Raw genomic sequence first — 22,366 nt, 5'->3', positions numbered from 1 at the left:
TGACTTAGAGCCCCAATCGCTTCTCAAGTAACTGCATCAAATCTGCAACGTGCTCCGGATGCTCGTCGGCCGCGTTGACCGTCTCGCCGGAATCGGTCTCGTGGTCATAAAGTTCGACATATCCGTTGGCGTGCCGGATCATCCGCCAGCGGTCGGTGCGGATCGTCTTGGCCTTGGTGTAGGAGACCGCCGGGTGTCCTGGTGCCGTCGGGTCGGCTAGAATCGGACGAAGCGATACGCCGTCGATATACTCCGGCTGCGGCAGGTCAGAGAGGTCGGCGAGTGTGGGGAAGATGTCGATCGTTTCGACAATCGAGCCGGACATTTCGCCCGGCCGATCCATGCCCGGCACCCTAATTATCAGCGGCGACCGCAGCGACTCTTCGAACAGTGTGTGCTTGCCCCACACGGCGTGCTCGCCGAGGTGCCAGCCGTGATCGCCCCAGAGGACGACAATGGTATTCTCCGACTTCCCACCCGCCTCCAATTTCTTAAGCAGCCGACCGACCAAGGCGTCGGCGTACGTCACGCAGGCGGCATAGTGCTTGCGAACTTCGTCGGCGAACTCCTGGTCTTGATTGGGATTCTTGCCCCAAAGTTGATAGCGATTAAATTCACCCGACCGGTGCCATGTGGTCGGGAAGTCGGGCTTTTCGGGATGCGGAATCGCCGGCAGTTTGATGTGGCGATACGGCTCCATATATTTCGCCGGTGCGCCGAACGGCAGGTGGGGTCGAATAATGCCCACGGCGAAGAAGAACGGCTCATCACCGGCCGACAACTCTTCCATTTTCTTAAGAGCTCCCTCGATCATCACCCCATCGGGATAAATGTCGTCCGGTCCCTCCTCCGATTGAAACACCGGCATCGATTTCTTGGGCTGGTCCTGCCGGGTCTGCCCGTGGGCGAGCCCGTGCATCGCTCCCTGCGGCGTCTCCCACGCCCCGCACGGCATCAACTGCTCGTCCCATGAATTGGGCATCTCCACTTGCGACCGGTCGTTCCATGCCTCGCCGCCAAGCCCGCCCGGATAGTGAGAGACCTTGCCGATCGATACGGTCCGATATCCACGTTCTCGAAAATAGGCGGGCATGCTGGCGGGTACTTCTTCCCCGCGCTTGATCCTCTTCGCCCGTTCGGCCAAGAGGTGATTCCCATAGTTATAATTGCCGTACCGCCCGGTCAGCAGCGAGTAGCGCGAAACGCCACACGTCGGCGCCTGCACATAGTGCCGCGAGAAGGACCGCCCCTCCGCCGCCAACCGATCGATGTTCGGCGAATGAATGTAGTCGACCGCAAAGCAATTTAGCTCGGGCCGCAGGTCGTCAACGCAGATGAGGAGGATGTTGGGGGCTGCTGCGGAGGCACTCGCGTAGCTGAAAGCTATCAGGAATGCAGCGAATAATGAGCGAAACATGCTTTCACCCGGCTGGAACTATTTCAATACCGAGGCTAACCCGGTTGCGCCGCTTCGTCCACCGGACTAAGCATACAAGCCCGAGGCGCCAGCCGTCGGGATGATCAACGAGCGTCCCTCGCTACTCCATGACTTCAAACCGCCGACCATCCTGCCCGTTCAAGACGTACTCGACCGCCGCCTCCACGTGCTCCTCATGGTTCAGATGCCGGCAACTCCCCTCCTCGGTCCACCACTTCTTGCGAGCAGGGTCGCGCTTCTTAAGCTCCCGTGTACTCCATTGTTTAAACTGCTGACGCATTATCTTGGGGTTAATGCCCGCGTAGCCAATCACGACGTGCACATGATTCGTTCGCGCGTTCACGGCAAGAAGGTTCCACTCCTGCACCTCAGCATGTCGGCGGATGATTGCGTCGACTACTTGCCGTTGTTCCGGCGAAAGAATCACGGCTGACTCTGACATCAGTTCGTTCGCTCGCCGAAGCCTCACGGCATCGCCAGTCTCTTGACGATAAGTTCGTTTTTTGAACCACCCACGCGCGTCGCCCGGCAGCCACGTGCCGTAAGTCGTCCAAGTGAGCAGGAAGGCGAGCGGTTCCGGCTGCGGAGGTTGGGCCATGTTCGAACTTCCCCTCCGCTCTCTCCCGACGGCTTGCGCCTCGGGCTTGTCTTTTTCGACGTTTAATGCCTCGGGCTGTTACTGGCTTCCTACTCAAGCTCCGTAAATACCATCTCCGGATCCCGCGGCACGAGTTTCTGAGTCGGGCAGTCGACCAGGAAATCGAGGTCTTCCAACACAATCGCGCCGATCAGGGCTTCTTCGCGATTCGGTTCCACGGCGGCGGTGAAGGTGCCGGTGCGGCCAAAGAGGAACACGCGGGCCTCGTCCACGACGTTAAGGACCGCTTTGCGTTCGTCGGCGTAGCGGACACGCATCGTACCGCGGCTTGGCAAGCCGAGTTCCTCGACCACCGATTGGGGCAGTACGAGTCGGCTGGCACCTGTGTCGACGCAGCCGGAGATCGTCTTGCGGCGAACCTGCGATGGGTCCAAATGCCCTCGCTTCGCAAGGATCAGGTCCTCGTCGTTTACGATCTCGAACTCGACGCTGAAGCGACCCATCTGTTGCTCGTTCATGGAAGAGGTTCCTTTCTGGTCACTATTCCATCATAGGGCGAAGCCGATGTCCACGCTGGTCGGGTTGTCGGTACTGTCCTAAGAGTGTGTTGGTATCAAACTCATGTGATCGGACGAAACTCACACGAGCCGCGTTGCTTAATCTCCGCGCACTCGCCCCTTTTCATCTTGGCGGCAAACCCATCCACTTTAGGCCAATGTCGAGTCATCCAAGCTGCGCAAGGCCACAACTGGAGGTGGTCCCAAAATGGGGCAAAGAAGAGACAGGTTACATTCCTATCTTGAAGTACAACCTTAGTCAGTGGGTCGCGGCGCATTTTTCGGTCGCCGGTCACAAACACCCGCCCACTATTCGCCAGTCGCATCAATACTTCGTGGTCGGGCGTGTTCGCCGGGATGTCATCGCGCAATGCAATGGCATCCACTTCCAACTCACAGAGCATTCGCGCAAGGTGCGGCGAAATGTTGTTGTCAAAATAATAGGTCACGCCGCAAGCGACTTGTTATATTTGATCGCTGCCTTCACGGCCTCCACAGGGATTTCATATTCAAATGCCACGGCTTTTTCATCCTGACCGTGTCCAGCTTTTAGTGCAGTAAGAATCGCGTCGACCGGCACTCCCGTTTCGGCGTCAATTGGCTGCCCGAAACGTCTCTCTGGGTCTAGCACAATGCGACCCGACTTTTCGAGCGGCCAGTATCGCTCAATCATTTGTGTGCCGTACTCAAGCTTACGAAAGAATGGCTTGATTATCTCGCCGAAGACTAGTTGAGCACGAGCTAAGTCTTCGACAATCTCTTTGTTATCTTCGAAGCGACAGAGAGTGGAAAAGATCGCTCTACCATCGGTATCGAAGCGTTTCACCGAAAACGGCAGCTTTGTTCCGAACCGCCTCTCTGCTGCTTTGGCAGCCTTGCGAATCGTGTGCATCGATACGCCTTCTCGCCGAAAGAGATTGACGAAATAAAGCTCCATCAACTCGGCAAATGTAATAATCCGATCGGCTGATAGCTCGCGTGAAATGATTGGCACAAATGTAGGCCGATCTCCGGCCCAATTGCGTACAGTTGACGACGGCGCTCCAATGATCCGTGCCACCTCCGGGACGGTGTATAGCCCCTTCCCGACGTATTTACGTGTCGTCTTCATACCCATTAGGCTGTTGCCCCCCGAACCGCGCTGAGTGCTTGTTGTCATACCCTGAGTCGCAACAAGTGTCTACGTCACCTGCATTGTAGTCAGGCACTCTTCTCAACACGCTCTCGCTTCTGTCTCACAATCCGACGTTTCGCAGCCCTGCGAAGTTGCTCGCGCATCCAATCCGACAGAACACCACCCGAGTCTTGCGCCGCTTGCTCAAACATGCGGCGGTCTTCCGCTGTAACGCGGCATTGCAGGAGTTCAGACAGAGATTCCGACTCCGGCTTTGGTGGTCTCCCCATGCGCTTGCTCATGCACTTACCGTAATACAAAAAAAGTAACAGATCAAGCCTTGTGATGTCGACTTTCTGTATTACAATAAGTCGGTCGTGGCTGGCACCACGGCGCAAGAAAACACCCGGTCGGCTGGCACCGACCGGGCACAGCGAATCAGGCGAAGCCCGAATCACTCTTGGCAGAGACGATTATACGGCTTCGCCGCAACGGCGAAAAGGTGTGATCGTGAAGTGTTCGGAATGTGGCGGGGAACGCCTCGCAAAACATGGCAAAGACCGGAACGGCAACCAGCGGTATCGGTGCCGGGACTGCAAGAAGACGACCGTCGACACTGGCGTTCGTCCGTTGGGCGATATGCGGATCGAAATGGACAAAGCCGTCTTTGCCCTCAATCTGCTTCTGGAAGGCATGAGCATTCGGGCCGTGGAACGCATGACGAACCTGCACCGCGACACAATTTGCTCACTCGTCTCGACAGTCGGGGCGAACTGCCAGAAGTTCCTCGACAACCGGATGCAGAACATCCCGGCCAAAGATGTTCAGTGCGACGAGATTTGGGGATTCGTTGGCGCGAAAGAAAAGAACGCCCGCCGCCTGAATCACGACCCGCTGAACGGCGATGCCTACACCTTCATCGCGATCGAACGCAAAACGAAGCTGGTCTACTGCTACATGATCGGCAAGCGGAACAGTGATTCGACGGACGCCTTCATCGAACAACTCGACGGAGCGACTTCCGGGCACTTCCAGTTGTCGACAGACGGCTTTCATCCGTACCGCACGGCGGTCTACTCGCACCTGAACGGTCGAGTCGACCACGGCGTTCTGGTTAAGAAGTACGGCAACGATCCGAACGGAGACGGGCCGCGGCGTTACAGCCCGGCCGCAATAATAGGCATCGAACGAACTGCCGCACTTGGCCGACCGATGAAAAGCAAAGTCTGCACGTCACACATTGAACGTAGCAACCTCACGCTGCGGATGCAGTGCCGCCGCATGACCCGCCTTACAAACGGATTCAGCAAGACGTGGGAGCAGCACGACGCTATGCTCGCGATCTACTTCGCGTGGTATAACTTCGTGCGGAAGCACTCAACAATTAAGACTACGCCCGCCGTCGCTCACAAGTTAGAATCGGAGCAGTGGAGCATGGAACGGCTTCTGACTGAGGCCGCAAAAGCAACACACTCTTAGGACAGTACCGGGTTGTCGAAGTGCGCGGGCTGGCGCCCGCGGCTGAACGATTTATTCGAGAACCACCAATTCATCCTGCACCTGTTTCGCCGTGTTGTCATCCACATAGTCCGAGTGGCAACTCGCCTTTTCACCTTCTTCCGCTCCGACGGCTTTCTTCGTCTTCGACGCGAGTTTGTGGATTTCTTGGGGGCTGAGGTTGCCGCGGCTCTTAAGAATCTCTAATTGCTCGGGGGTGAGAGCTTCGCTTTTCTTGGCCTTCTCCCAGGCGTAGTCGGCGGCTTTGCCGCTGGCGAATTCCTGGATTTCTTTACTGATCCTGACGCTGCACCAGTCGTGGCCGCACATGGCGCAGAAGTCGGTGTCGACGTCGAGGTCTTCGTCGTGATAGGCGCGGGCGGTGTCGGGGTCGAAGCTTAATTCGAAATGCTTCTCCCAGTTTAAAGCCGCACGGGCTTTCGTTAATTCGTCATCGCGGTCGCGGGTGCCTTGAATGCCCAACGCGACATCGGCGGCGTGGGCGGCGATCTTATAGGCGATGCAGCCCTGCTTAACGTCGTCCTTCTTGGGTAGGCCGAGGTGCTCCTTCGGGGTGACGTAGCAGAGCATGCTCGCGCCGTGGTAGGCCATGCTCGTCGCACCGATGCAGCTCGTAATATGGTCGTAGCCGGGGAAGATATCGGTTACGAGGGGGCCGAGCACATAGAAGGGAGCCCCGTGGCACAGCCGGCGCTGCAACTTGGCATTAAATTCAATCTGGTCGAACGGCACATGCCCGGGCCCCTCGATCATAACTTGCACGCCCTTCCGCCAGGCCCGCTCGGTTAATTCACCGAGCGCTTGCAGCTCTGCGAATTGAGCCGCGTCGGAGGCGTCGGCCAAGCCGCCGGGGCGGAGTCCGTCGCCGATGCTGAAGGTGACGTCATGCTCCCGCATGACATCGCAAATGTCTTCCCACGCCGTATACATGGGGTTCTCGGCGTCGTGGTGGATCATCCACTTCGCGAGGAGCGAACCGCCACGGGAAACAATGCCGATTAGTCGATCTTTAATTAAGTCGATATGTGCCTGGAGCGTGCCGGCGTGGATCGTGAAGTAGTCGACTCCTTGGGCGGCTTGATGCTCTAAGGTTTCGAGGATCATCGCCTTATCGAGATCTTCGATTTTGCGACCGATGATCATCGAATAAATCGGCACGGTGCCAATGGGGGTCGTGCTGTTCTTAATAATTGCCTCACGGCATTCGTCGAGGTCGCCTCCCGTCGAGAGGTCCATGACGGTGTCGGCTCCCCACTTCTCGGCCCACTTTAGTTTTTCGACCTCTTCGTCGGTGCCGCTGGAGACGGGGCTGGCCCCCATGTTGGCGTTGACCTTGGTCTTCGAGGCCCGGCCGATCGCCATCGGGTCAAGCTGATACTTCAGGTGCTGCTTGTTGGCGGGGATGACCATCCGCCCCGCGGCGACTTCGTCCCGAACCTGAGCCGCGGTGAGATGCGGCTCTCGCTCGGCGACGCGTTTCATCTCAGGCGTGATGATGCCGAGGCGCGCGTGTTCGAGCTGGGTGGAGGGGGTGAAGTCGGCGGGGTGAGTGACGGTGACCGGGGTACCGTCGGCTTGGGTGAATTCAATGCTTTTTGCGGCGTGATGGCCGTTTGACTCGGGGGCTCCGGGGGCTGACGCCGCCCGGCTCGCCATGTTGACTTTCCAGCCTTCTGGCAGGAAGTCCCAAGCCGTTTTGTCGCTCGGCTCGGGCATGCCGGGGGTGTCGGGGGAGGAGTAGGTGAGCCGGCCGTCGATTCCGGGCGCGATCTGCGGCCGGTTCGCGAAGCTGCCCGGCGTGGTGCCTTGGGCGGCGGTGGAAGGATTGGAGCCGAGCGTCGGGTAGGCGTAGCTGCGGTCGGTCATCTCGAAGGTATCTCCTGATGGACGCCCCGGCGTACTCGCGGGATGTCTTCGGGCTGGTGGCAAATTGCAGCGAAGGGCAGCGCAATCGGAGCGCGACCGTCGCAACCCGTATCGTAGATGGGGCCGGTGGGAATGCAACGCGTGGTGGGGCTGCCGGAGTCTGTGAGCCGGTGCCTTGGTTGATGTTCGGGCCGATCTGCGGCATCCTCGATCAATTGGCGAATTCCAATTTCACAGCGACAGCAGGCCGCAGCGAAGGGAACGACGGATGTCCTACGACGTATACGCGATCGGAAACGCGTTGACCGATATCCAAGCCCGGATATCGGACGATCTGGTCACGGAGCTGAGGTTCGCCAAAGGGATCATGACTCTGGTCGACGAGGAGACACAGATCCGCGTGTTGAATTCGCTCGACGGGGCCGAAACGACGCGCTGCGCGGGCGGCAGTGGGGCGAATACGGTGGCGGGCATTGCCGACTTCGGCGGCAAGGTCGCCTACGCGGCGAAAGTCGGGGACGACGAGATTGGCGATTTCTTTCTTCAGGACATGCGGTCGCTCGGGGTCGAAATCGAGGTCCCCCAAGCTTCCGATGGGCAATCCGGGACGTGCGTGATTTTGATCACGCCGGACGCCGAGCGAACGATGCTGACGCACCTTGGAGTGTCGGCTTCTCTCAGCCCCGAAGATGTCAGCGAAGAAGAAATCAAGCAGGCGGACTACGTTTATATCGAAGGCTATCTCTTCTCGGGAGAACCGACGAAGTCGGCGGCGCTGCATTGCATCGATGTCGCCGTCCGCAACGGTGTGAAGGTGGCGTTTACGGTGTCGGATCCGTTTCTCATTCATCAGTTCCGGGACGAGTTTCTGAAGCTGATCGAGGGGCCGGTCGACTTGCTGTTTTGCAATTTGGAAGAGGCGCGGGCACTGACAACGCTCAACGATCCGATCGAGTGTGCTCAAGAGTTGCACCAGCACTGCTCGAACGTCGCGATGACACTCGGCGCGAACGGGTCGATCGTAATGCACGGCGGCGAGGTGATCCCGATCGAGGGCGTGTCTGTTGATGCGATCGACACGACCGGGGCCGGTGATATGTATGCCGCAGGCGTTTTGTACGGCGTGACCAACGGCCTGACTTGGAAGCAGTCCGGCCATTTGGCCAGCCACGCCGCAGCGAGAATCGTGTCGCAAATGGGCGCGCGTCTGAAGAAGCCGTTCACTGAAGCTGAAGTGAACGAGCTTGCGGGAATGGTTTAGAGCCGATTCCGCGCCTGCTAACTGAATTATGAAGCCGACGTCATGGACGAGACGTGTCGAGAAATCTCGGCAGTTCGTCCGGCTTGACGCCGACGGGCGAATGTTGCGTTCCCTGAATGAGCGGAATGTCTTCGGGGGATATCGAACTAATCGAGAAGGCAACGTAGTCGGGTGTCATTTCGATGGGTGGAATCAAGGCGGGGTCGTTGAGCCAGGGCAATCGTTCGGTCGAGGCGGTTGCTTCGTTGCCGCTTTGCATCGAATCCGACCAGTAGGCGACCCACTGATCGAAATCGCGTGACGATGAGGGAATCATTTGGCCCGGCGCTTCGATGCTCCAGAATTCCACCGGTCCGTCGTACCGGTTGTTCTCGCCGGTCCATGTCAGCAGCCGCCGCAACGAATCAACATCCGATTCCCCGACAAACGAGATCAACGGCTGATCAGAACCGATTCGGAAAATGGAATCACGCGCGGTCACGCCGATGGGCATGAGTGACTGTCGGACGGAGCCGGCATCTGCGGTCAAAAAGGGACCGCGGCTGACGATCGTGGTGTGATCAAGCCGCATGTCGATCGCGGCGCCTTCGGCCACGTTTTCGACGCCGCCGGTCAGTTGCATCACTGGCCCGTCGGTCGCGATGGCGACGTTTCTCAAATCGAGTCGACCGGGAGAATTCCCGTTCGTCTTGAGCAGGGCAGATTCCGCGCGGATGAACGAATTGTCGATTTCAACGCTAAAGCTCGCTGGCGGCTTGGCACTGCCAAGTGCGACCACTGTTGAAATCGCTGTGGACGACCTTGGAGCCGGTGTGAACACGGCGCCGGGGCGGCGCGACGGATTGCGGACCGTAATCGAGGCGTCGCTGATTCGAAGCGAACCTCGGGGGGGGAACGAAATTAGAGTCCATGCGCTCGCGTCGGTAGGAACGGTGGCCGAAATGGCGACGCCTTGAAGCCGCAGCGATCCGTCGCGAATGATGATCCGAGCGCTCGTCGGAGCAGTCATGGTCGAATCGGACTCAAATTGCAGCACGGGCCGGTAGGGTTTGCCGTCGTCAGACCGTTCAACGGCCCGGATCGTCAGGTTCTTGCCGTCGATCAAAATCGGTCGGCGTTCGGGCCCAAGTTGGGCTGGGCCGTCGAATGCCAGTTCGATGACGTCATTGTTGGCTGCCGAAGCGCACGCCGATTCGATGCTTCGAAAGGCAGTCGAGGTGCCGGAGTCCGCTGAGATCAGCCGTACCAGTTTTCCGTCGGGCGTTTCCGTCGGTCGTGGTGCGAGAACAGTTCCGGTCTCGCCAGCCGCAGGTCCCGATGCGCCGGGAGGGTCGGCCAGCGTCTGCGGTTTGACGGAACCTCCCCCTGAGTATTCGGCCGGTCCAATGGCGGCAATCGGTGCCTTCCAGGGAGGCTTCGGGAGATTGATTGGTGCGGCGGGCGACGGAGGGACCGGGCCGTCGGCCAAGTCTGTGCCTAAGAGGAAAGGAGACTCGTCCGTGCTTTCCGGACTCCCGATTGCGACGCCGACTGGTTGCGTCGCACCGTCAGCCGAGCCATCGACTAGTTGCGATGAGCCTGACGTTCCCCCCATCGAAGAGGTCGGAGAGACCTCGTCGCTTTCGGTTGTCGACGGGCCGACTTGTTCCAAGCCGGCGAGGAGATTCTCGACGCCGGAATCGACATCCGAGGTCGTCGCGAAGTGCTCAACCCCGGCGACAAGTAGCAGCAGAACCGAACCAGCCAGGAACCAGATGGCGTTGCGCTCCCAGAACGCGCCGTGCGGTTGGCGATCGGGAAGGGGGGAGACCGGCACGTCGAGTCGCAAGCCGACGGCCCTCGCAACGCGTTCCAGATCAAACCGCAGGTCGTCCGGCGTGGCGTAGCGCTGTTTCGGCTGGCTCGCCATCATCTTTTTCAGCACAGCCGACAGGGCGACCGGAACGGATGAGTTCTTGACTCGCGCATCGGGGACCGATTTTCCTTGATGGTCGAGCAGTTTCTGAAGCAGCGTTCCTTCGGAATAGGGAGGCTCGCCGGTCAGCATGTGGTACAGCGTGCAGCCGAGCGAATAGATGTCCCCACGGACGTCGACGGTCCGCGGATCTTTGGCCTGCTCGGGCGAAATATAATCAAACGTGCCGAGCGTGGTGCCCGGAACGGTCAATTCTCCATACGAGTCGGTCGACGGTTTTCTGGCCAAGCCGAGATCAACCAGCTTCGCCCGGCCGTCCGGCATCAAGATGATATTTGACGGCTTGATGTCGCGGTGGACGACCCCCATCGCGGCAGTGTGCTTCAGGGCGGCCGTGATGTGCAGTGCAATGCGGACGGCTTCGGCCGGGGCGACGCGATTGACCTTACAAATCTGATCGCGGACGTTGACGCCTTCAATAAATTCAAACGCGATGTAGTGCAGTCCGGAGGCTTCGCCGTAATGGTAGACGCGGGCGATCCCGGAGTCGTCGAGCCGCGCCGCAGCGCGGGCTTCGTTCTTGAAGCGTAGCACGGCATTCGGCTCTGCCGAGAGTGATGGCGAGAGCACTTTCAATGCGACGATTCGCTGCAACCGGGTGTCAAGTGCGCGAAACACCGCGCCCATGCCGCCGATGCCGATGCGTTTTTCGATCGTAAAATAGTCGATTTCGATACCGCCCGCATCGGGGGCGAGTTGCTCCGCCGGGGTTCCATCGGCCGGGGGAAACAGTCGGCGGACGATTGCCGAGTCAAGTTCGGGGTTGTGATAGGTCTCGGTTGATCCCGACAGGTCGGACTCGGCCGACGGCTCAGAGCCTGTGTCGTCACGCACGACGGTGTCGTTGCGCGGAATGTGCGGCGGCCCGTCGAGCAGGTCTGCTTCGACGGACTCTTCGGAAGTGAATGCACTGTCGGATTCGACGTTGTGCATCAGTTTCTTCGGTTGGCTATCGGTCGGGGCGGGAAAGTCGGTCGCGACAAAAACGAGCCGCGTCTAAGTATAGGACATTGAAGGCAGAAGGATGTTCGTTCTCGTTTCGACGGACCAGATCGAAAACGGTCATTTGAAAGACGATCGCGACGTTTCTGCGACAATCAACGGTTGTCCGCAATTTCTTCCATTGCGGATTCGATCGACGTGCAGAAACGATCGACTTTCTCGAATAGCTGCCGGGCGAACATGTCCGAATCGAGCACAGCCGCAGCCTGATGCCGGACGGCGTTGTCGCTGACGAGTTCCGGATCGTTTTTTTCCGAACGTGTCAGGCGCTTGAGGTCATGCGCTTTCGGCGTGAATCCCAAACTCAGGTGCTCGACCAATTCGCGATTGAGTCGGATCGCTTCAACGACCTGCTCGCGAAGGGTCAAGCTCGAGGTCGGGTCGTCGGTCATCAATTGCTCCTGATGTGTTTGCCCCATAGAGGGTATCAGGAATCGCCGGGGGCGGACAAGAAATCTTTGTCGCAGTTTTCATTTAACATTTGATGGCGCTGACGTTTAAGTATATTTACCCTCCTTGCCGCCTGTTTGCATTGGTCGCCGCAACAGGGGCCCGGCGTCGAACGCAGCGACCTGCCGGTTGAGCAGTCATGCGCATACTCGTCCTCGCCGACATCCATGCCAACTGGGAGGCGTTACGCGCTATCGACGAGCCGTTTGACGCGTGCCTGTGTGCCGGTGATATCGTTGACTACGGGGCCCAACCGGTCGAATGCGTGCGCTGGGTGAGAGAAAACGTCACGGCCGGAGTTCGCGGCAATCACGATCATGCCGTCGCTCAGCGTGTGGTCGGGAAGGGGGGCGGCCGATTTCGCGAGTGGTCTGCAGCGACGCGGGCATTGCAGTGGCAGTTGCTCGGCCCTCAAGAGATGAAATACCTCGCGCGGCTCCCGCTCACACGGCGATTGGTGCTCGACGATCGCACATTCTTTCTCGTCCATGGCACGCCCAGAGATCCGATGGACGAATACATCGGGGCCGATCCCGACATGTGGCGCGACAGGCTCAAGCACGTGAACGCCGACTTCGTGCTCGTCGGGCACACCCATTTGCCGTTCGTGCTCGAATTGGGCGACAAGACCGTCCTCAATCCGGGAAGCCTCGGTCAACCGCGCGATGGCGATGCGCGGGCCGCTTACGCGATTATCGACGATGGCGTAGTGACGTTGAAACGGACCGAATATGACGTCGAAGCGACTATTGCGACGCTGCGAGAAGCCGCGGTTCCCATCCAGGTGATGATGAGAGCGGAGCAGGTTTTGCGAACTGGAAGCACCGACAAGTCCGCGTAGAACTTCGCGAAAGAACGTTGAATCAAAGCGACAACGCAGCCACCGCACGTTGCAGCAAAATCTCGCTCCCCGTTCAGGTCACGCAGCGCTTCGGGCATCGTCTGCGAGATTGCCCTCGGCTGCGACATTCTCCGCTTCCGACGAATTCGATTCGCCTGGCGGTGAGAACGGAATCGTCGTCGGCTCGTCCGTCGTTTCCGAGTCGGCAGTCGCGTTCGTCAATTTCAGTGCGTGAACTTCGCCGGCGAGCGCTTCGTAGTCTTTGCCGCCGGGACAGCTTGGGGCGTAGGCAAAAATCGACTGACCGAAACTCGGGGCTTCCGCGAGTTTGATATTCCGCCGAATCCGCGCGTCAAAGATTTTCGCACCTGCCCAAGGGGCATTCGCGGGAGCTTTCTTGAGGAACTCGGTCATGTCGTCCGTCACGTCGGCCGCGAGGCGTGTTCCCGATTCATACAGGCAAAGTACGACGCCTGAGACTTCGAGCTGCGGATTGAGGCGATGCGAGATCAGTTGCGTCGTCTGCAACAATTTCGAGAGGCCCTGCAGCGCGAAGAAGTGAGGCTGTAGCGGAATGATGACCTCGTCGGCGGCGGTCAGGGCATTAATTGTCAAAACGCCCAGCGACGGCGGGCAGTCGAACAGGATGTAGTCGAACGGGTCAACGGCGACCATCTCGCGGATCGCCCGCTTGAGCACGAACTCGCGATTCTTGGCATCGACCAATTCCATCTCTGCGGCGGCAAGGTCGAGATCGGCGGGGACGACCCACAGATTCGCCGCGGCCATCCGCCGCGCGTCGACCAGTTTTGCCTGACCCGAAAAAACGTCGTAAACGGTCGCCTTCTGCTTAGCCGCTTCGATGCCCAGATGCATCGAAGAGTGACCCTGAGGGTCGAGATCGATCACACACACGCGGTGGCCCATGCGGGCCAGACCGGCCGCGAGATTGACGCTGGTCGTCGTCTTGCCGACGCCGCCCTTTTGGTTCATCAACGCAATCGTGCGCATGCGAAATCCTTTTCAAGTCAGACGTACTTCCGCCTTGAAGCACGCTCTTCACCAGTGATTCACGGGGGCGGAATTTGATTTCCACCAGTGGCCCCGCATAGACTATCGGTAGGTCGGCGAAGGATCGCCAAAACGAATCCGGCGACCGTTACGTCCCGAACCATGCTTCACCTGCGAAGACTCGCCGCAACTTTAGCGTTGGCCGGTTATGCGGCTGCGCTGATTTTGTCGGGAGGGGATCACGCACACTTTGGCCCGGGAACTGCGGAGCGATCTGAGATCACCGGGTGCGGGCATTCGCATTCGCGTGCTCACTCGCACCCGCATTCGTGCGGGCACCATGACGGTCACGGGCACGATCATTCGCATTCGGGTTCCGCAACGGATGACGCCGCCGAGCCGACCTCCGAAGAAGCTCCCTGCGATCACTCGGAATGTCCGATCTGTGAGTTTCGAGCCCTCTGGGCGACCGGGCCGGTTCTTCCGGCCATCGTCGATGAAGGCGAATTGCTGGCCGCGACTATTGAGCGGCTGAAGTCCTGCCGCGGGCACGCTTTGCCCCGGACGTTCGAATCGCGTGGGCCGCCGACGATCGGCTGCTAGCGTTGATTTTGCGCTTTTCTTCGTGTTCGCACGAAGGACGACCGCTTGCGCCAAGATCCCGATTTCGGGTTCGGTCGGTGCATGCACGACTTCGAACGACTTTATTTTCAAGCAATTCGGCGACCGTAACGGTCGCTTCGAAAGGAATAACCATGACGACTCGGAATATCCGCGCCCGCCGCGGATTCACGCTGATCGAACTCCTCGTTGTGATCGCGATTATCGCGATCCTGATCGCCCTGTTGCTTCCAGCCGTGCAACAGGCCCGCGAGGCCGCTCGCCGCAGCCAGTGCAAGAACAATCTGAAGCAGATCGGGCTGGGATTGCATAACTACCATGACACGCACGGCGTCTTCCCGCCGGGGTGGGTCGGTAACGACATCGACGGCTCGGCGTCGATCCCGAGTGGCGACTACGAAGGGGACACGAACTCGAACGGTGGCGGGACCGACATCCGCAACGGTTTCGCGTGGTCGGCATTCATCCTTCCGCAGCTCGAACAGACCAACTTGTATGAGTCGATGAACTTCAATTTGTCGATCGACAACGCCGCCAACCAAGCCGCGATTTCCACGTTCATCCCGACGTTCGCCTGTCCGTCGGACCCAAAACTAGATACTTGGACGATTGTGGAAGAGGGCGGAACGCTCCCGGCGGATGCGCTTGTTGATCTCGCATCTTCTAACTACCCCGGCATTTTTGGTAACGGCGGGGGTGTGAATTCGAATCCGAACGCGATCGGCGGCGTCGGTGCGGAGTTGGAAATCGATGGTTGCGAGGGAGTCGACGGTTTGGGGCAGGAATGCCAGTCGAACGGTTTGTTCTCGCACAATTCGAATAACCAAATCCGCGACATTACAGACGGCACGAGCAATACGATCATGGTCGGCGAACGTCGCAGCTTGATTCGCAACCCGAATTGCGTTGCCGAATCGGGCCCGTTTGAATCGACTTGGGCTGGTGTGATTCCCGAAGGCGAAGAGGCTTTTGCCCGAATTTTGGCCGTCGCCGATCATCCGCCGAACTTTCCGGAAAACACGAGCGCTTGCAGTGAAGTTCACCTTGAGGACTTCAGCAGCGCACACACCGGAGGTGCGCAGTTCATCCTCGCTGACGGGCACGTCACGTTCATCAGCGAGAATATCGATGACGCCATCTTTGGGGCCATCGGCTCAATGAACGGCGGCGAAGTCGTCGGCGAGTTTTAAACCGGAAGTGTCGCGCTTACGCGTTTTAAGCCCACGGGTCGCAACCCGTGGGCTTTTTATGTATTGGCGTTCGCAACGGCAGAGCAGATGCGGTTCTCCGCGTCGACATGCACGACCACCGGTTCGTGCGTGACGACCTCGTCGCGATCGTACTCGGCGTACGAGGCGATAATAACGAGATCGCCCGCCGTCACGAGATGCGCGGCGGCGCCGTTGATGCAAATCTCACCACTTTCGGCCCGGCCTTCGATGGCGTAGGTATTGAGCCGATGACCGTTGGTGATGTCGTAAATCTCGACCCGTTCATGCGGCACGATGTCGGCGGCGCGCATCAGGTCCGGGTCGATCGTCACGCTACCGACGTAGTCGAGGTCGGCTTCCGTCACGGTCGCGCGGTGAATTTTCGATTTGAGCAGCGTCCGCCGCATGAGAAATCTCGGTTCAATTCGAAGTCTACCCCCATCTTAGCAGAGCCGTGTTCACGGACAATCAGAGAGCAACCAGCCCATCCGCGCGTGAGGATTTCCGCCGGGGGAAATATGACGATTCCGATCTGCCGTTTGTGACGTGGGTCGATCAGATTCTTTGAGCAGTCATTTGGTGTGTGCCGCTGAAATTCGGCGAGATGAGGAGCGTGGTCCCTTGCTGGCGCGTCGGGCTTGTTGAGTGGGATCTGATTTCTCGCCGCTCCTGTTATTCGATCGATCGACGCGTCATTTCCTGCCAGTGGCGAATGTCGATTTCGTAGGGCCCGGCCGGTTTGTCGAACTTGCCGAAGTCGGACAAATATTTTTTGAGCCGTCCGATCTTCTGGGCGATGGTCAGTTCTCCGGGATGCCCGCTGCCGGGGGCTCGTCCCCACAGGATGCGTGAACCGCCGACGGTATCGAGTTCGAAGTGCAGGTCGACAAGCCGATCCTGTTCACTTAGGCGCCGGGGCGCACGGATTGACGTCAGGCCCAACTCGTCCCACACGGGCGTTAGTGCTTCGGCAATTCGTGCTGCGCCCAATACGGCGGGGTCGTCCCACTTCACCCCGGCCGGTTCTGAGGGCTTCGATGAGACATTCTTCACGAGCGGGAAGCGGCGCGCGGCTGCGAGATCAAAGTCTTCCGTCGGCAGCACCACCGCATTCGCGTCGACGGGAAACAGGCCGTCGCCTGTGTCGATCATCGCGATCGGTCGTCTGAACAAGGCGAACACTTCGACCCGTGGCGGAAAGTCTTTTGTGACGCGAGTCACGTCCGAGATCCAGGGGTGTCGCTCGAAGGCCTCCGACAGTCGCGGGGCGAGCGTCGGGTCGAGGATGCTGAAGCTTTCGTCGAGAGCGTTGGTCCCGACAACTTGCTCCAGCAAATCGTGCGGGACGAGGCTCGGTCGATCTCCGGCGATTTGAATGTCGCGGCCGCGAAGTTGATATTCCGGGGCATCGCCGATGTCCGGCAACGCGGCCAGCAGGCTCGGCACGAGCAACAGGACCGCCGGTGCGATCGCGGCGAGGGCCAATCTCTTCGGCTGAAATAGGAACGCGATCGCACGCCGCCGGGCTTTGGCGAGTAAGCTCGGTTTTGGCGGCTCGTCGTCTCGCGACTCCGCTTTCTCCGATGTCTGGTTCTTGCGGACTTTCGCCATGAGAATCGGGGTGCGCGTCGCGAGGCACCGTCCGTGGCGAAAAGCCGGATCCATTCCGGGATAGTGTGGGCATCGGTCATCATCGGCTCGCGTTGCGACTCGTCTACGGCTCGATCCTTCGCTCGCGAAGGAATTCGGAGCCTCCCGCCGGATATGATGGTCAGGTTGTTGCTTCGGCCGCCCGCGCATCGGTTTTCACTTTTTCGGCATGACCTCTCTCAATTTCCTCAACCCGAACTTCTTGTGGCTGCTGCCGCTGGCACTAGTGCCGTGGCTGGCCGCCCGTTGGCTTTCGCCGAGCCCGAGGAGCACCGAATGGGGGCCGATGCGAGTGTTGGAACGTGCGATCGCAGCGCGGCGGAAGGTGGGATTGCGCAGCCGAACCCTCTCCGCATTGCTGCAATGCTTCGCCGTCGCCGCTTTGATTACGGCGATCGCCGCACCGCAGCTCTCGTCGAATGCGAAGATCCCCGGCGAAGAACTCGGCTCGCCGGAAGTGCTGATCGCCTTGGATCGTTCGGCTTCCATGCGAGCAAAAAGCGACTCGGGCACCCGTTTCGAGGACGCAATTACTGAGCTTACGAATCGAATCGAGTCGGCCGGCGACACGTCGAGATTTCTGATCGCCGCGTCGAACTTCCGCGGAGAGACCGAATTATTGACACGGTCTTCGATCGACCGGTCGCGCACGATCGAAGTCCTGCATCGACTGAAGCCGACGTACGGAACACTCGACGCGGAGGAATTCGTCGGCGAAATCGAGAAGCTCTGTCATGGAGCGACAGATTCGCGGGATCAGGTTTCGGCATGTTGGGTCGCCAGTGATTTCGAACGCGGCGATTGGACTTCTGGGGCGATCAATGGTCTGAGCCTTCTGAAGGCGGAAGCCATCCGAGTCGGTCAACCGATCGTCAATGTGGGGATCGACTCGATCATATTGCCGGATCGAGTGGCCATCGCGGGCGATCCCTTGGACGTCACCGTCGAAATCTCCACCGATGCCGCAGCGAGCGGGCCGACGAATCGTCGCGTCTTTTTTGATTACAATGGCCGGCGCATCTCGGCCCAAGCGAATCCGACTCGAGAACGGAATCGGCAAGTCGCATCGATCCAAATTCCGACCAACCGGTCCGCCGCGGCGTTGCCATTGCGGGTATCGATTCCTGACGACGCTTTTCCCCCGGACAATAACCGCTACCGCGTCGTCCCGCTCCACGATCAAATCTCGGTTCTCATTGTCGAATCGACCGTGACCGGTGACGACCGTAGTGGAAGATTTACTACCGAGGCGCTCCGGGCCGCCGAAAGATTTGGAGGCGCGGAAGCTCCATTTGAGATTCGACGAACGGCGAGTGCGGGCGACGTAAGAAGTCTGTCTTCCGGGGGTGTGATCGTGGTGACGAGTCCGTCGCGAATCACCCCGGCCGAATGGGAGTCGATTGCGCAGAAGGTGTCGGCGGGCACCGGTTTGATTGTCGGATTGGCCGAATCAACGAACCTGTCGCAATTCGGCATTCCAGTTCGATCGGAGGCTCCGGTTCAAGTGCTCGACGACGGGTCCGTTTTTGAACTCCGTAATACCAACGCCCAACACCCGATTTTGACGAATATCGGGGCACGAAGCGACGGCTGGTTGACCGCCGACTTCGTCACGGGTTTTGTTCCGATGATGCCCGTCGAGTCGCCGGATGTGTCGATCGATGAGGTACTCGAACTTTCGAACGGGCAACCTTTTCTCGTCACGGGTGCGCTGGGCCGGGGACGGTTTGCCGTGGTCACGACATCCCTTGATACCGACTTGGCCGGTCCTTGGCCGGTCTGGGGGAATAGCTATCTGCCGCTGCTTCAGGAAACGGTGAGGTACGTTGCAAACGGGCATTCGATTGAAGACGTAGCGGTCGGCGAGTCGGTCTCTTTCGTGCTGCCCGGAACTGTGTCGGGATCACAAGTTTCAATTCGCTGCCCGGACGGGAAGGCGCGCTCTGCCGAGTGGCAAGCGGATGTTGGTCCCGAGGGCGAATATCGATTCAGCGAGACGCAATGGCCGGGATGTTACGAGGTTTTGTCTCAGTCCGGTGAAGTCCTGACCGGCTTCGCAGTCCAAGTTTCTAGGGGGGAAGAACCGACGGCGATCGCGGACCTGTCGCCATTGGGGCCGGCTGACCGGGGCGGGTGGAGCTTTGTTCAAGCCGATGTCCTTCCCCTGCGGATTCTCCTATTGGGCCTCTGCCTCGCGGCGATCTCGATCGATTTCCTCTTAGCCCGAACGGGATAGAATTCCGAACCTCTCACGGACCAAGGTGGTCAGGGGGGTTGAGCAGGAAATAACGGTTTCGAAATCGAGCCGTTGCTGCCAACGGAGTCCGAACCGCTTCGGGCCTCGAATTTGGTGGGCGTCAACGTTAGCCTTGTCATTTCGCAGGGCAGAATCCGTCCTGGCGGTCGCAATTTCTCTCCCTGCTTGGCGGACGGTAGAGACGATTGCGGTCGAGTCAGAAGTGGTTGGAAAACGGTTCGGTCCACTCTTGGCTCAACCTTGATTCCATGTTGCCCGGCTTCGTTTCGTCATCCGCCTGTCGTTTTTCAGACAAAATTGATTGCCTCGGCGAGACGTTCTCCCAAAGCTTAAGTCATTCTCGTTTGATTTCATGAACCGCCATTGGGCTTGCCCGGTGCAATAGAGTCCGTCGCTTTGCCGACGCACGATGAGTGAGGAACTGCCAGTGTCGACCGCTTCACCCACGCTGCCACAGACTGAAACGAGCACGTTGAACGGGGCCGAAATCCTCGTCGAGTGCCTGATCAGGCATGATGTCGATTTCGTGTTCGCCTATCCGGGCGGTGCAAGTATGCCGCTCCACCAAGCTCTGCTGAAGGGCCGAGAGCGACTGCGGACGATCCTGCCGCGACACGAGCAAGGGGGCGCCTTCGCCGCTCAGGGTGTAGCCCGCACAACCGGCAAGGCCGGCGTTTGTATGGCGACCAGCGGCCCGGGTGCGACGAACCTGGTTACCTCGATCGCCGATGCCAAGCTCGACAGCGTGCCGATGGTGGCGATCACCGGACAGGTGCCGCAGAGCGTCATCGGATCGGATGCGTTTCAAGAGACGCCGATGGTCGAGGTCTCTCGGGCCATTACCAAACACCACTACATGATCACCGACATTCACGATGTCGCGCGGATCGTTAAAGAAGCCTTCACGATCGCCACAACGGGTCGTCCGGGACCGGTGTTGATCGACTTCCCGAAAGACGTACAGCTCGCGACCCTCGAAGCCGACGAGATCGACTTTGACCCGCCGATGAACCTGCCGGGCTACCATCCGGTGACGCACGGCCCGCATCCCGATCAGGTGCGGCAGATCCTCGCGGCGATCCGCCACAGCAAGCGGCCAATTCTGTACGTCGGTGGCGGCTGCATCACGTCGGGCGCCTCCGAAGAGCTGACCAAGTTTGCCAAGAAGACCGGCATCCCCGTGACGATGACCGTGATGGGCCTCGGCTCCTTTCCGGCTGAAGACCCGCAGTGCCTGCACATGCTGGGGATGCACGGAACCGTCTACGCGAACCGCGCGATTAACGAAGCCGACCTGTTGCTTGCTTTCGGTGTCCGCTTCGATGACCGCGTGACGGGCAAGCTCGATGAGTTCGCCCAGCACGGCAAAATCATCCATGTCGACATTGATGCCTCGGAGATTCACAAAAACAAAGAGGCTCACATTCCGATCGTCGCCGATCTGAAGAAGACACTGCAGGCACTCAACGCGATGGTCGAGGACGAGGCCATTCCGGACGTCAGCGACTGGCACAGCCAGATCGACGAGTGGAAACAGCAGTATCCGCTCAAGTTTCGCGACAGCAGCGACGAAATCCTTCAGCAGTACGCGATCGAGCGACTGTGGCAACTCGTCCGCGAGCGCGATCCCTATGTGGCAGTTGGCGTCGGTCAGCACCAGATGTGGTCGGCTCAATTCTTCCGCTTCAACAAGCCGCGTCACTGGCTCTCTTCAAGCGGCCTCGGCACGATGGGCTTCGGTCTGCCCGCCGCGATGGGCGTGGCCGCCGAGTTCCCGAACGAACTTGTTATCGACATCGACGGCGACGGCTCGTTCCAAATGAATATCCAGGAACTGGCCACGCTCCGCTGCGAGAACTTGCCGGTCAAAATCCTGCTGCTCAACAACCAGCACCTCGGCATGGTCACGCAGTGGGAAGACCGCTTCATGGACGGTCGCCGGGCTCACACGTACCTCGGTCCGGTCGATAAGCCGGAAGCACTGGGGCAGGGAGACGGCACCCACGGGTCCGACACCTACCCGGATTTCGTCGCAATCGCGAAGGGCTACGGCATCCCGGCCGAGCAGGTGCGTGACAAGTCGGAATACGACGCCGCAGTGAAGCGGATGGTCGAAACCGACGGGCCCTACCTGCTCGAGGTCATTTGCCCCTATCAGGAACACGTCCTGCCGATGATCCCGTCGGGTAAGACGGTGCGGGATATCATTACGGAGTAGTGTGAAGCCGAATTGAGATGGGGAACTCGAGCGATCGGCTGGCACCATTTCAGTTGCTCGGTTCTCGGTGACGATCGGTCTACTCGTTGCCGAGTCGAGACTTCGGCCGATAAAGAGCGCCCTTGGCGTTCGATCACCGTCGCGTAAGCAGCGTCCCACAAGACCGCTTGACCTCTCACCGAACCCCGCGTCGTCCTAACCTCTCAGTTTGCTGGAGGCGACTGATCGTCTCCGCGGTTCTTTCTTGCCAGACCGATAAGCGGTCTCCAAGAGCCGATTCGGAATCGGCCGATCGGGCTGATAGCATTGTGTGAATAACCGAAACACAGGCGGGAGAAGACTCGTGCGATCACGTCGTCAAGGAGCAGCATCGGCCGGGCGTCGCGATCGCCGCCCCGACCGGAAAACGCTTCAGCTCTGCCAACAGGTCAAGCACACGCTCGAATACGTCCTCACGGGCGAATGTGACGACGACGTGCTCCGCGGGCTCTACGTGGAGAGCGTCAATCCGTTGCCGGATGCATCCAATCTACTCGTGACCGTCTCGAGTCTCGATCGTGAAAATCCGCCCGAGCCGGCCGACGTCGTTGAGCGGCTCGGTATTGTCGGCGGAAAGCTGCGCAGTGAAGTCGCCGCATCGATCAGCCGTCGCAAAGTTCCGGAACTGCACTTCACCGTCGCCAGCGAACCCTCCGACGCGGAGCGCGGCGAAACGGGGTATTCATCGGAGGCAATGGATGGCTGATTGCCTTGGGCGTTCGGCGTCACACAAGACGCG

Annotated in this window: 18 protein-coding genes; 7 read left to right on the top strand and 11 right to left on the bottom strand. The window is 59.4% G+C overall.

Annotated elements, in window-relative coordinates; genetic code table 11:
• Positions 1-4 precede the first annotated feature (4 nt).
• From Pan189_RS20570 to Pan189_RS20555, 5 genes are all read right to left on the bottom strand, one after another.
• The gene (locus Pan189_RS20570; protein WP_145365954.1) at positions 5-1,417 is read right to left on the bottom strand and encodes a sulfatase; all 1,413 of its coding nucleotides are present in this window, start codon (positions 1,415-1,417) and stop codon (positions 5-7) included.
• 121 nt (positions 1,418-1,538) lie between these two features.
• Positions 1,539-2,036 carry a transposase gene (locus Pan189_RS20565; RefSeq protein WP_145365953.1) on the bottom strand — a complete coding sequence of 166 codons (498 nt, stop codon included), beginning with the start codon at positions 2,034-2,036 and terminating at the stop codon, positions 1,539-1,541.
• A gap of 89 nt (positions 2,037-2,125) precedes the next feature.
• Positions 2,126-2,554 (bottom strand): aspartyl protease family protein, encoded by a 429-nt coding sequence (locus Pan189_RS20560; RefSeq protein WP_145365952.1) that lies wholly within the window; start codon positions 2,552-2,554, stop codon positions 2,126-2,128.
• Positions 2,555-2,655: 101 nt separating this feature from the next.
• Entirely contained in the window at positions 2,656-3,042 is a 387-nt protein-coding gene (locus tag Pan189_RS21780) for a DUF5615 family PIN-like protein (RefSeq protein WP_375154893.1), read from the bottom strand.
• Positions 3,039-3,587: a DUF433 domain-containing protein gene (locus Pan189_RS20555; protein ID WP_310820844.1), complete on the bottom strand. Its 549-nt coding sequence runs from the start codon at positions 3,585-3,587 to the stop codon at positions 3,039-3,041. Before Pan189_RS20555 ends, Pan189_RS21780 begins: the two co-directional genes overlap by 4 nt.
• Before the next feature lie 630 nt (positions 3,588-4,217).
• Here Pan189_RS20555 and Pan189_RS20550 point away from each other — a divergent pair.
• Entirely contained in the window at positions 4,218-5,186 is a 969-nt protein-coding gene (locus Pan189_RS20550) for an IS1 family transposase (RefSeq protein WP_310820843.1), read from the top strand.
• 51 nt (positions 5,187-5,237) lie between these two features.
• On the opposite strand, the gene thiC is transcribed toward Pan189_RS20550, so the two are convergent.
• The gene (gene thiC / locus Pan189_RS20545) at positions 5,238-6,941 is read right to left on the bottom strand and encodes a phosphomethylpyrimidine synthase ThiC (protein ID WP_375154918.1); all 1,704 of its coding nucleotides are present in this window, start codon (positions 6,939-6,941) and stop codon (positions 5,238-5,240) included.
• Between the two features lie 418 nt (positions 6,942-7,359).
• Here thiC and Pan189_RS20540 point away from each other — a divergent pair, with 418 nt between their 5' ends.
• Positions 7,360-8,352 carry an adenosine kinase gene (locus tag Pan189_RS20540; RefSeq protein WP_145365948.1) on the top strand — a complete coding sequence of 331 codons (993 nt, stop codon included), beginning with the start codon at positions 7,360-7,362 and terminating at the stop codon, positions 8,350-8,352.
• Positions 8,353-8,392: 40 nt separating this feature from the next.
• On the opposite strand, the gene Pan189_RS20535 is transcribed toward Pan189_RS20540, so the two are convergent.
• Together Pan189_RS20535 and Pan189_RS20530 are read right to left on the bottom strand one after the other, a co-directional pair.
• Positions 8,393-11,260 carry a serine/threonine-protein kinase gene (locus tag Pan189_RS20535; protein ID WP_145365947.1) on the bottom strand — a complete coding sequence of 956 codons (2,868 nt, stop codon included), beginning with the start codon at positions 11,258-11,260 and terminating at the stop codon, positions 8,393-8,395.
• A 164-nt stretch (positions 11,261-11,424) separates the two neighbouring features.
• Positions 11,425-11,748 (bottom strand): hypothetical protein, encoded by a 324-nt coding sequence (locus tag Pan189_RS20530; RefSeq protein ID WP_310820842.1) that lies wholly within the window; start codon positions 11,746-11,748, stop codon positions 11,425-11,427.
• A gap of 170 nt (positions 11,749-11,918) precedes the next feature.
• Between Pan189_RS20530 and Pan189_RS20525 the strand changes: the two genes are divergently transcribed.
• Positions 11,919-12,620 (top strand): metallophosphoesterase family protein, encoded by a 702-nt coding sequence (locus Pan189_RS20525; protein WP_145365945.1) that lies wholly within the window; start codon positions 11,919-11,921, stop codon positions 12,618-12,620.
• 78 nt (positions 12,621-12,698) lie between these two features.
• Here Pan189_RS20525 and Pan189_RS20520 read toward each other — a convergent pair whose 3' ends face one another.
• On the bottom strand, positions 12,699-13,631 hold the full coding sequence (locus Pan189_RS20520) for a ParA family protein (protein WP_145365944.1): 933 nt from the start codon (positions 13,629-13,631) through the stop codon (positions 12,699-12,701).
• Between the two features lie 755 nt (positions 13,632-14,386).
• On the opposite strand from Pan189_RS20520, the gene Pan189_RS20510 reads away from it, so the two are divergent.
• Positions 14,387-15,442: a DUF1559 domain-containing protein gene (locus tag Pan189_RS20510; RefSeq protein WP_145365942.1), complete on the top strand. Its 1,056-nt coding sequence runs from the start codon at positions 14,387-14,389 to the stop codon at positions 15,440-15,442.
• A 56-nt stretch (positions 15,443-15,498) separates the two neighbouring features.
• Here Pan189_RS20510 and panD read toward each other — a convergent pair whose 3' ends face one another.
• Entirely contained in the window at positions 15,499-15,870 is a 372-nt protein-coding gene (gene panD, locus Pan189_RS20505) for an aspartate 1-decarboxylase (protein WP_145365941.1), read from the bottom strand.
• A gap of 265 nt (positions 15,871-16,135) precedes the next feature.
• Complete coding sequence (locus tag Pan189_RS20500; RefSeq protein WP_145365940.1) at positions 16,136-17,074, bottom strand: cell division protein FtsQ/DivIB; 939 nt, start codon at positions 17,072-17,074, stop codon at positions 16,136-16,138.
• Between the two features lie 208 nt (positions 17,075-17,282).
• Here Pan189_RS20500 and Pan189_RS20495 point away from each other — a divergent pair, with 208 nt between their 5' ends.
• The 3 genes from Pan189_RS20495 (at position 17,283) to Pan189_RS20485 (ending at position 22,333) form a co-directional block, all read left to right on the top strand.
• Positions 17,283-19,349 carry a vWA domain-containing protein gene (locus Pan189_RS20495; protein WP_145365939.1) on the top strand — a complete coding sequence of 689 codons (2,067 nt, stop codon included), beginning with the start codon at positions 17,283-17,285 and terminating at the stop codon, positions 19,347-19,349.
• Positions 19,350-19,779: 430 nt separating this feature from the next.
• Positions 19,780-21,588, top strand: coding sequence for a biosynthetic-type acetolactate synthase large subunit (gene ilvB / locus Pan189_RS20490; RefSeq protein WP_145365938.1), 1,809 nt, complete (start codon positions 19,780-19,782; stop codon positions 21,586-21,588).
• 343 nt (positions 21,589-21,931) lie between these two features.
• Entirely contained in the window at positions 21,932-22,333 is a 402-nt protein-coding gene (locus Pan189_RS20485; RefSeq protein WP_145365937.1) for a ribosome-binding factor A, read from the top strand.
• The last annotated feature ends 33 nt before the right edge of the window (positions 22,334-22,366 follow it).

Origin of the sequence: Stratiformator vulcanicus (assembly GCF_007744515.1) — a bacterium.
Taxonomy (GTDB): Bacteria; Planctomycetota; Planctomycetia; order Planctomycetales; family Planctomycetaceae; genus Stratiformator; species Stratiformator vulcanicus.
The sequence above is the reverse complement of the archived record's forward strand: the minus strand, read 5'-3'. Positions and strand labels throughout refer to the sequence as shown.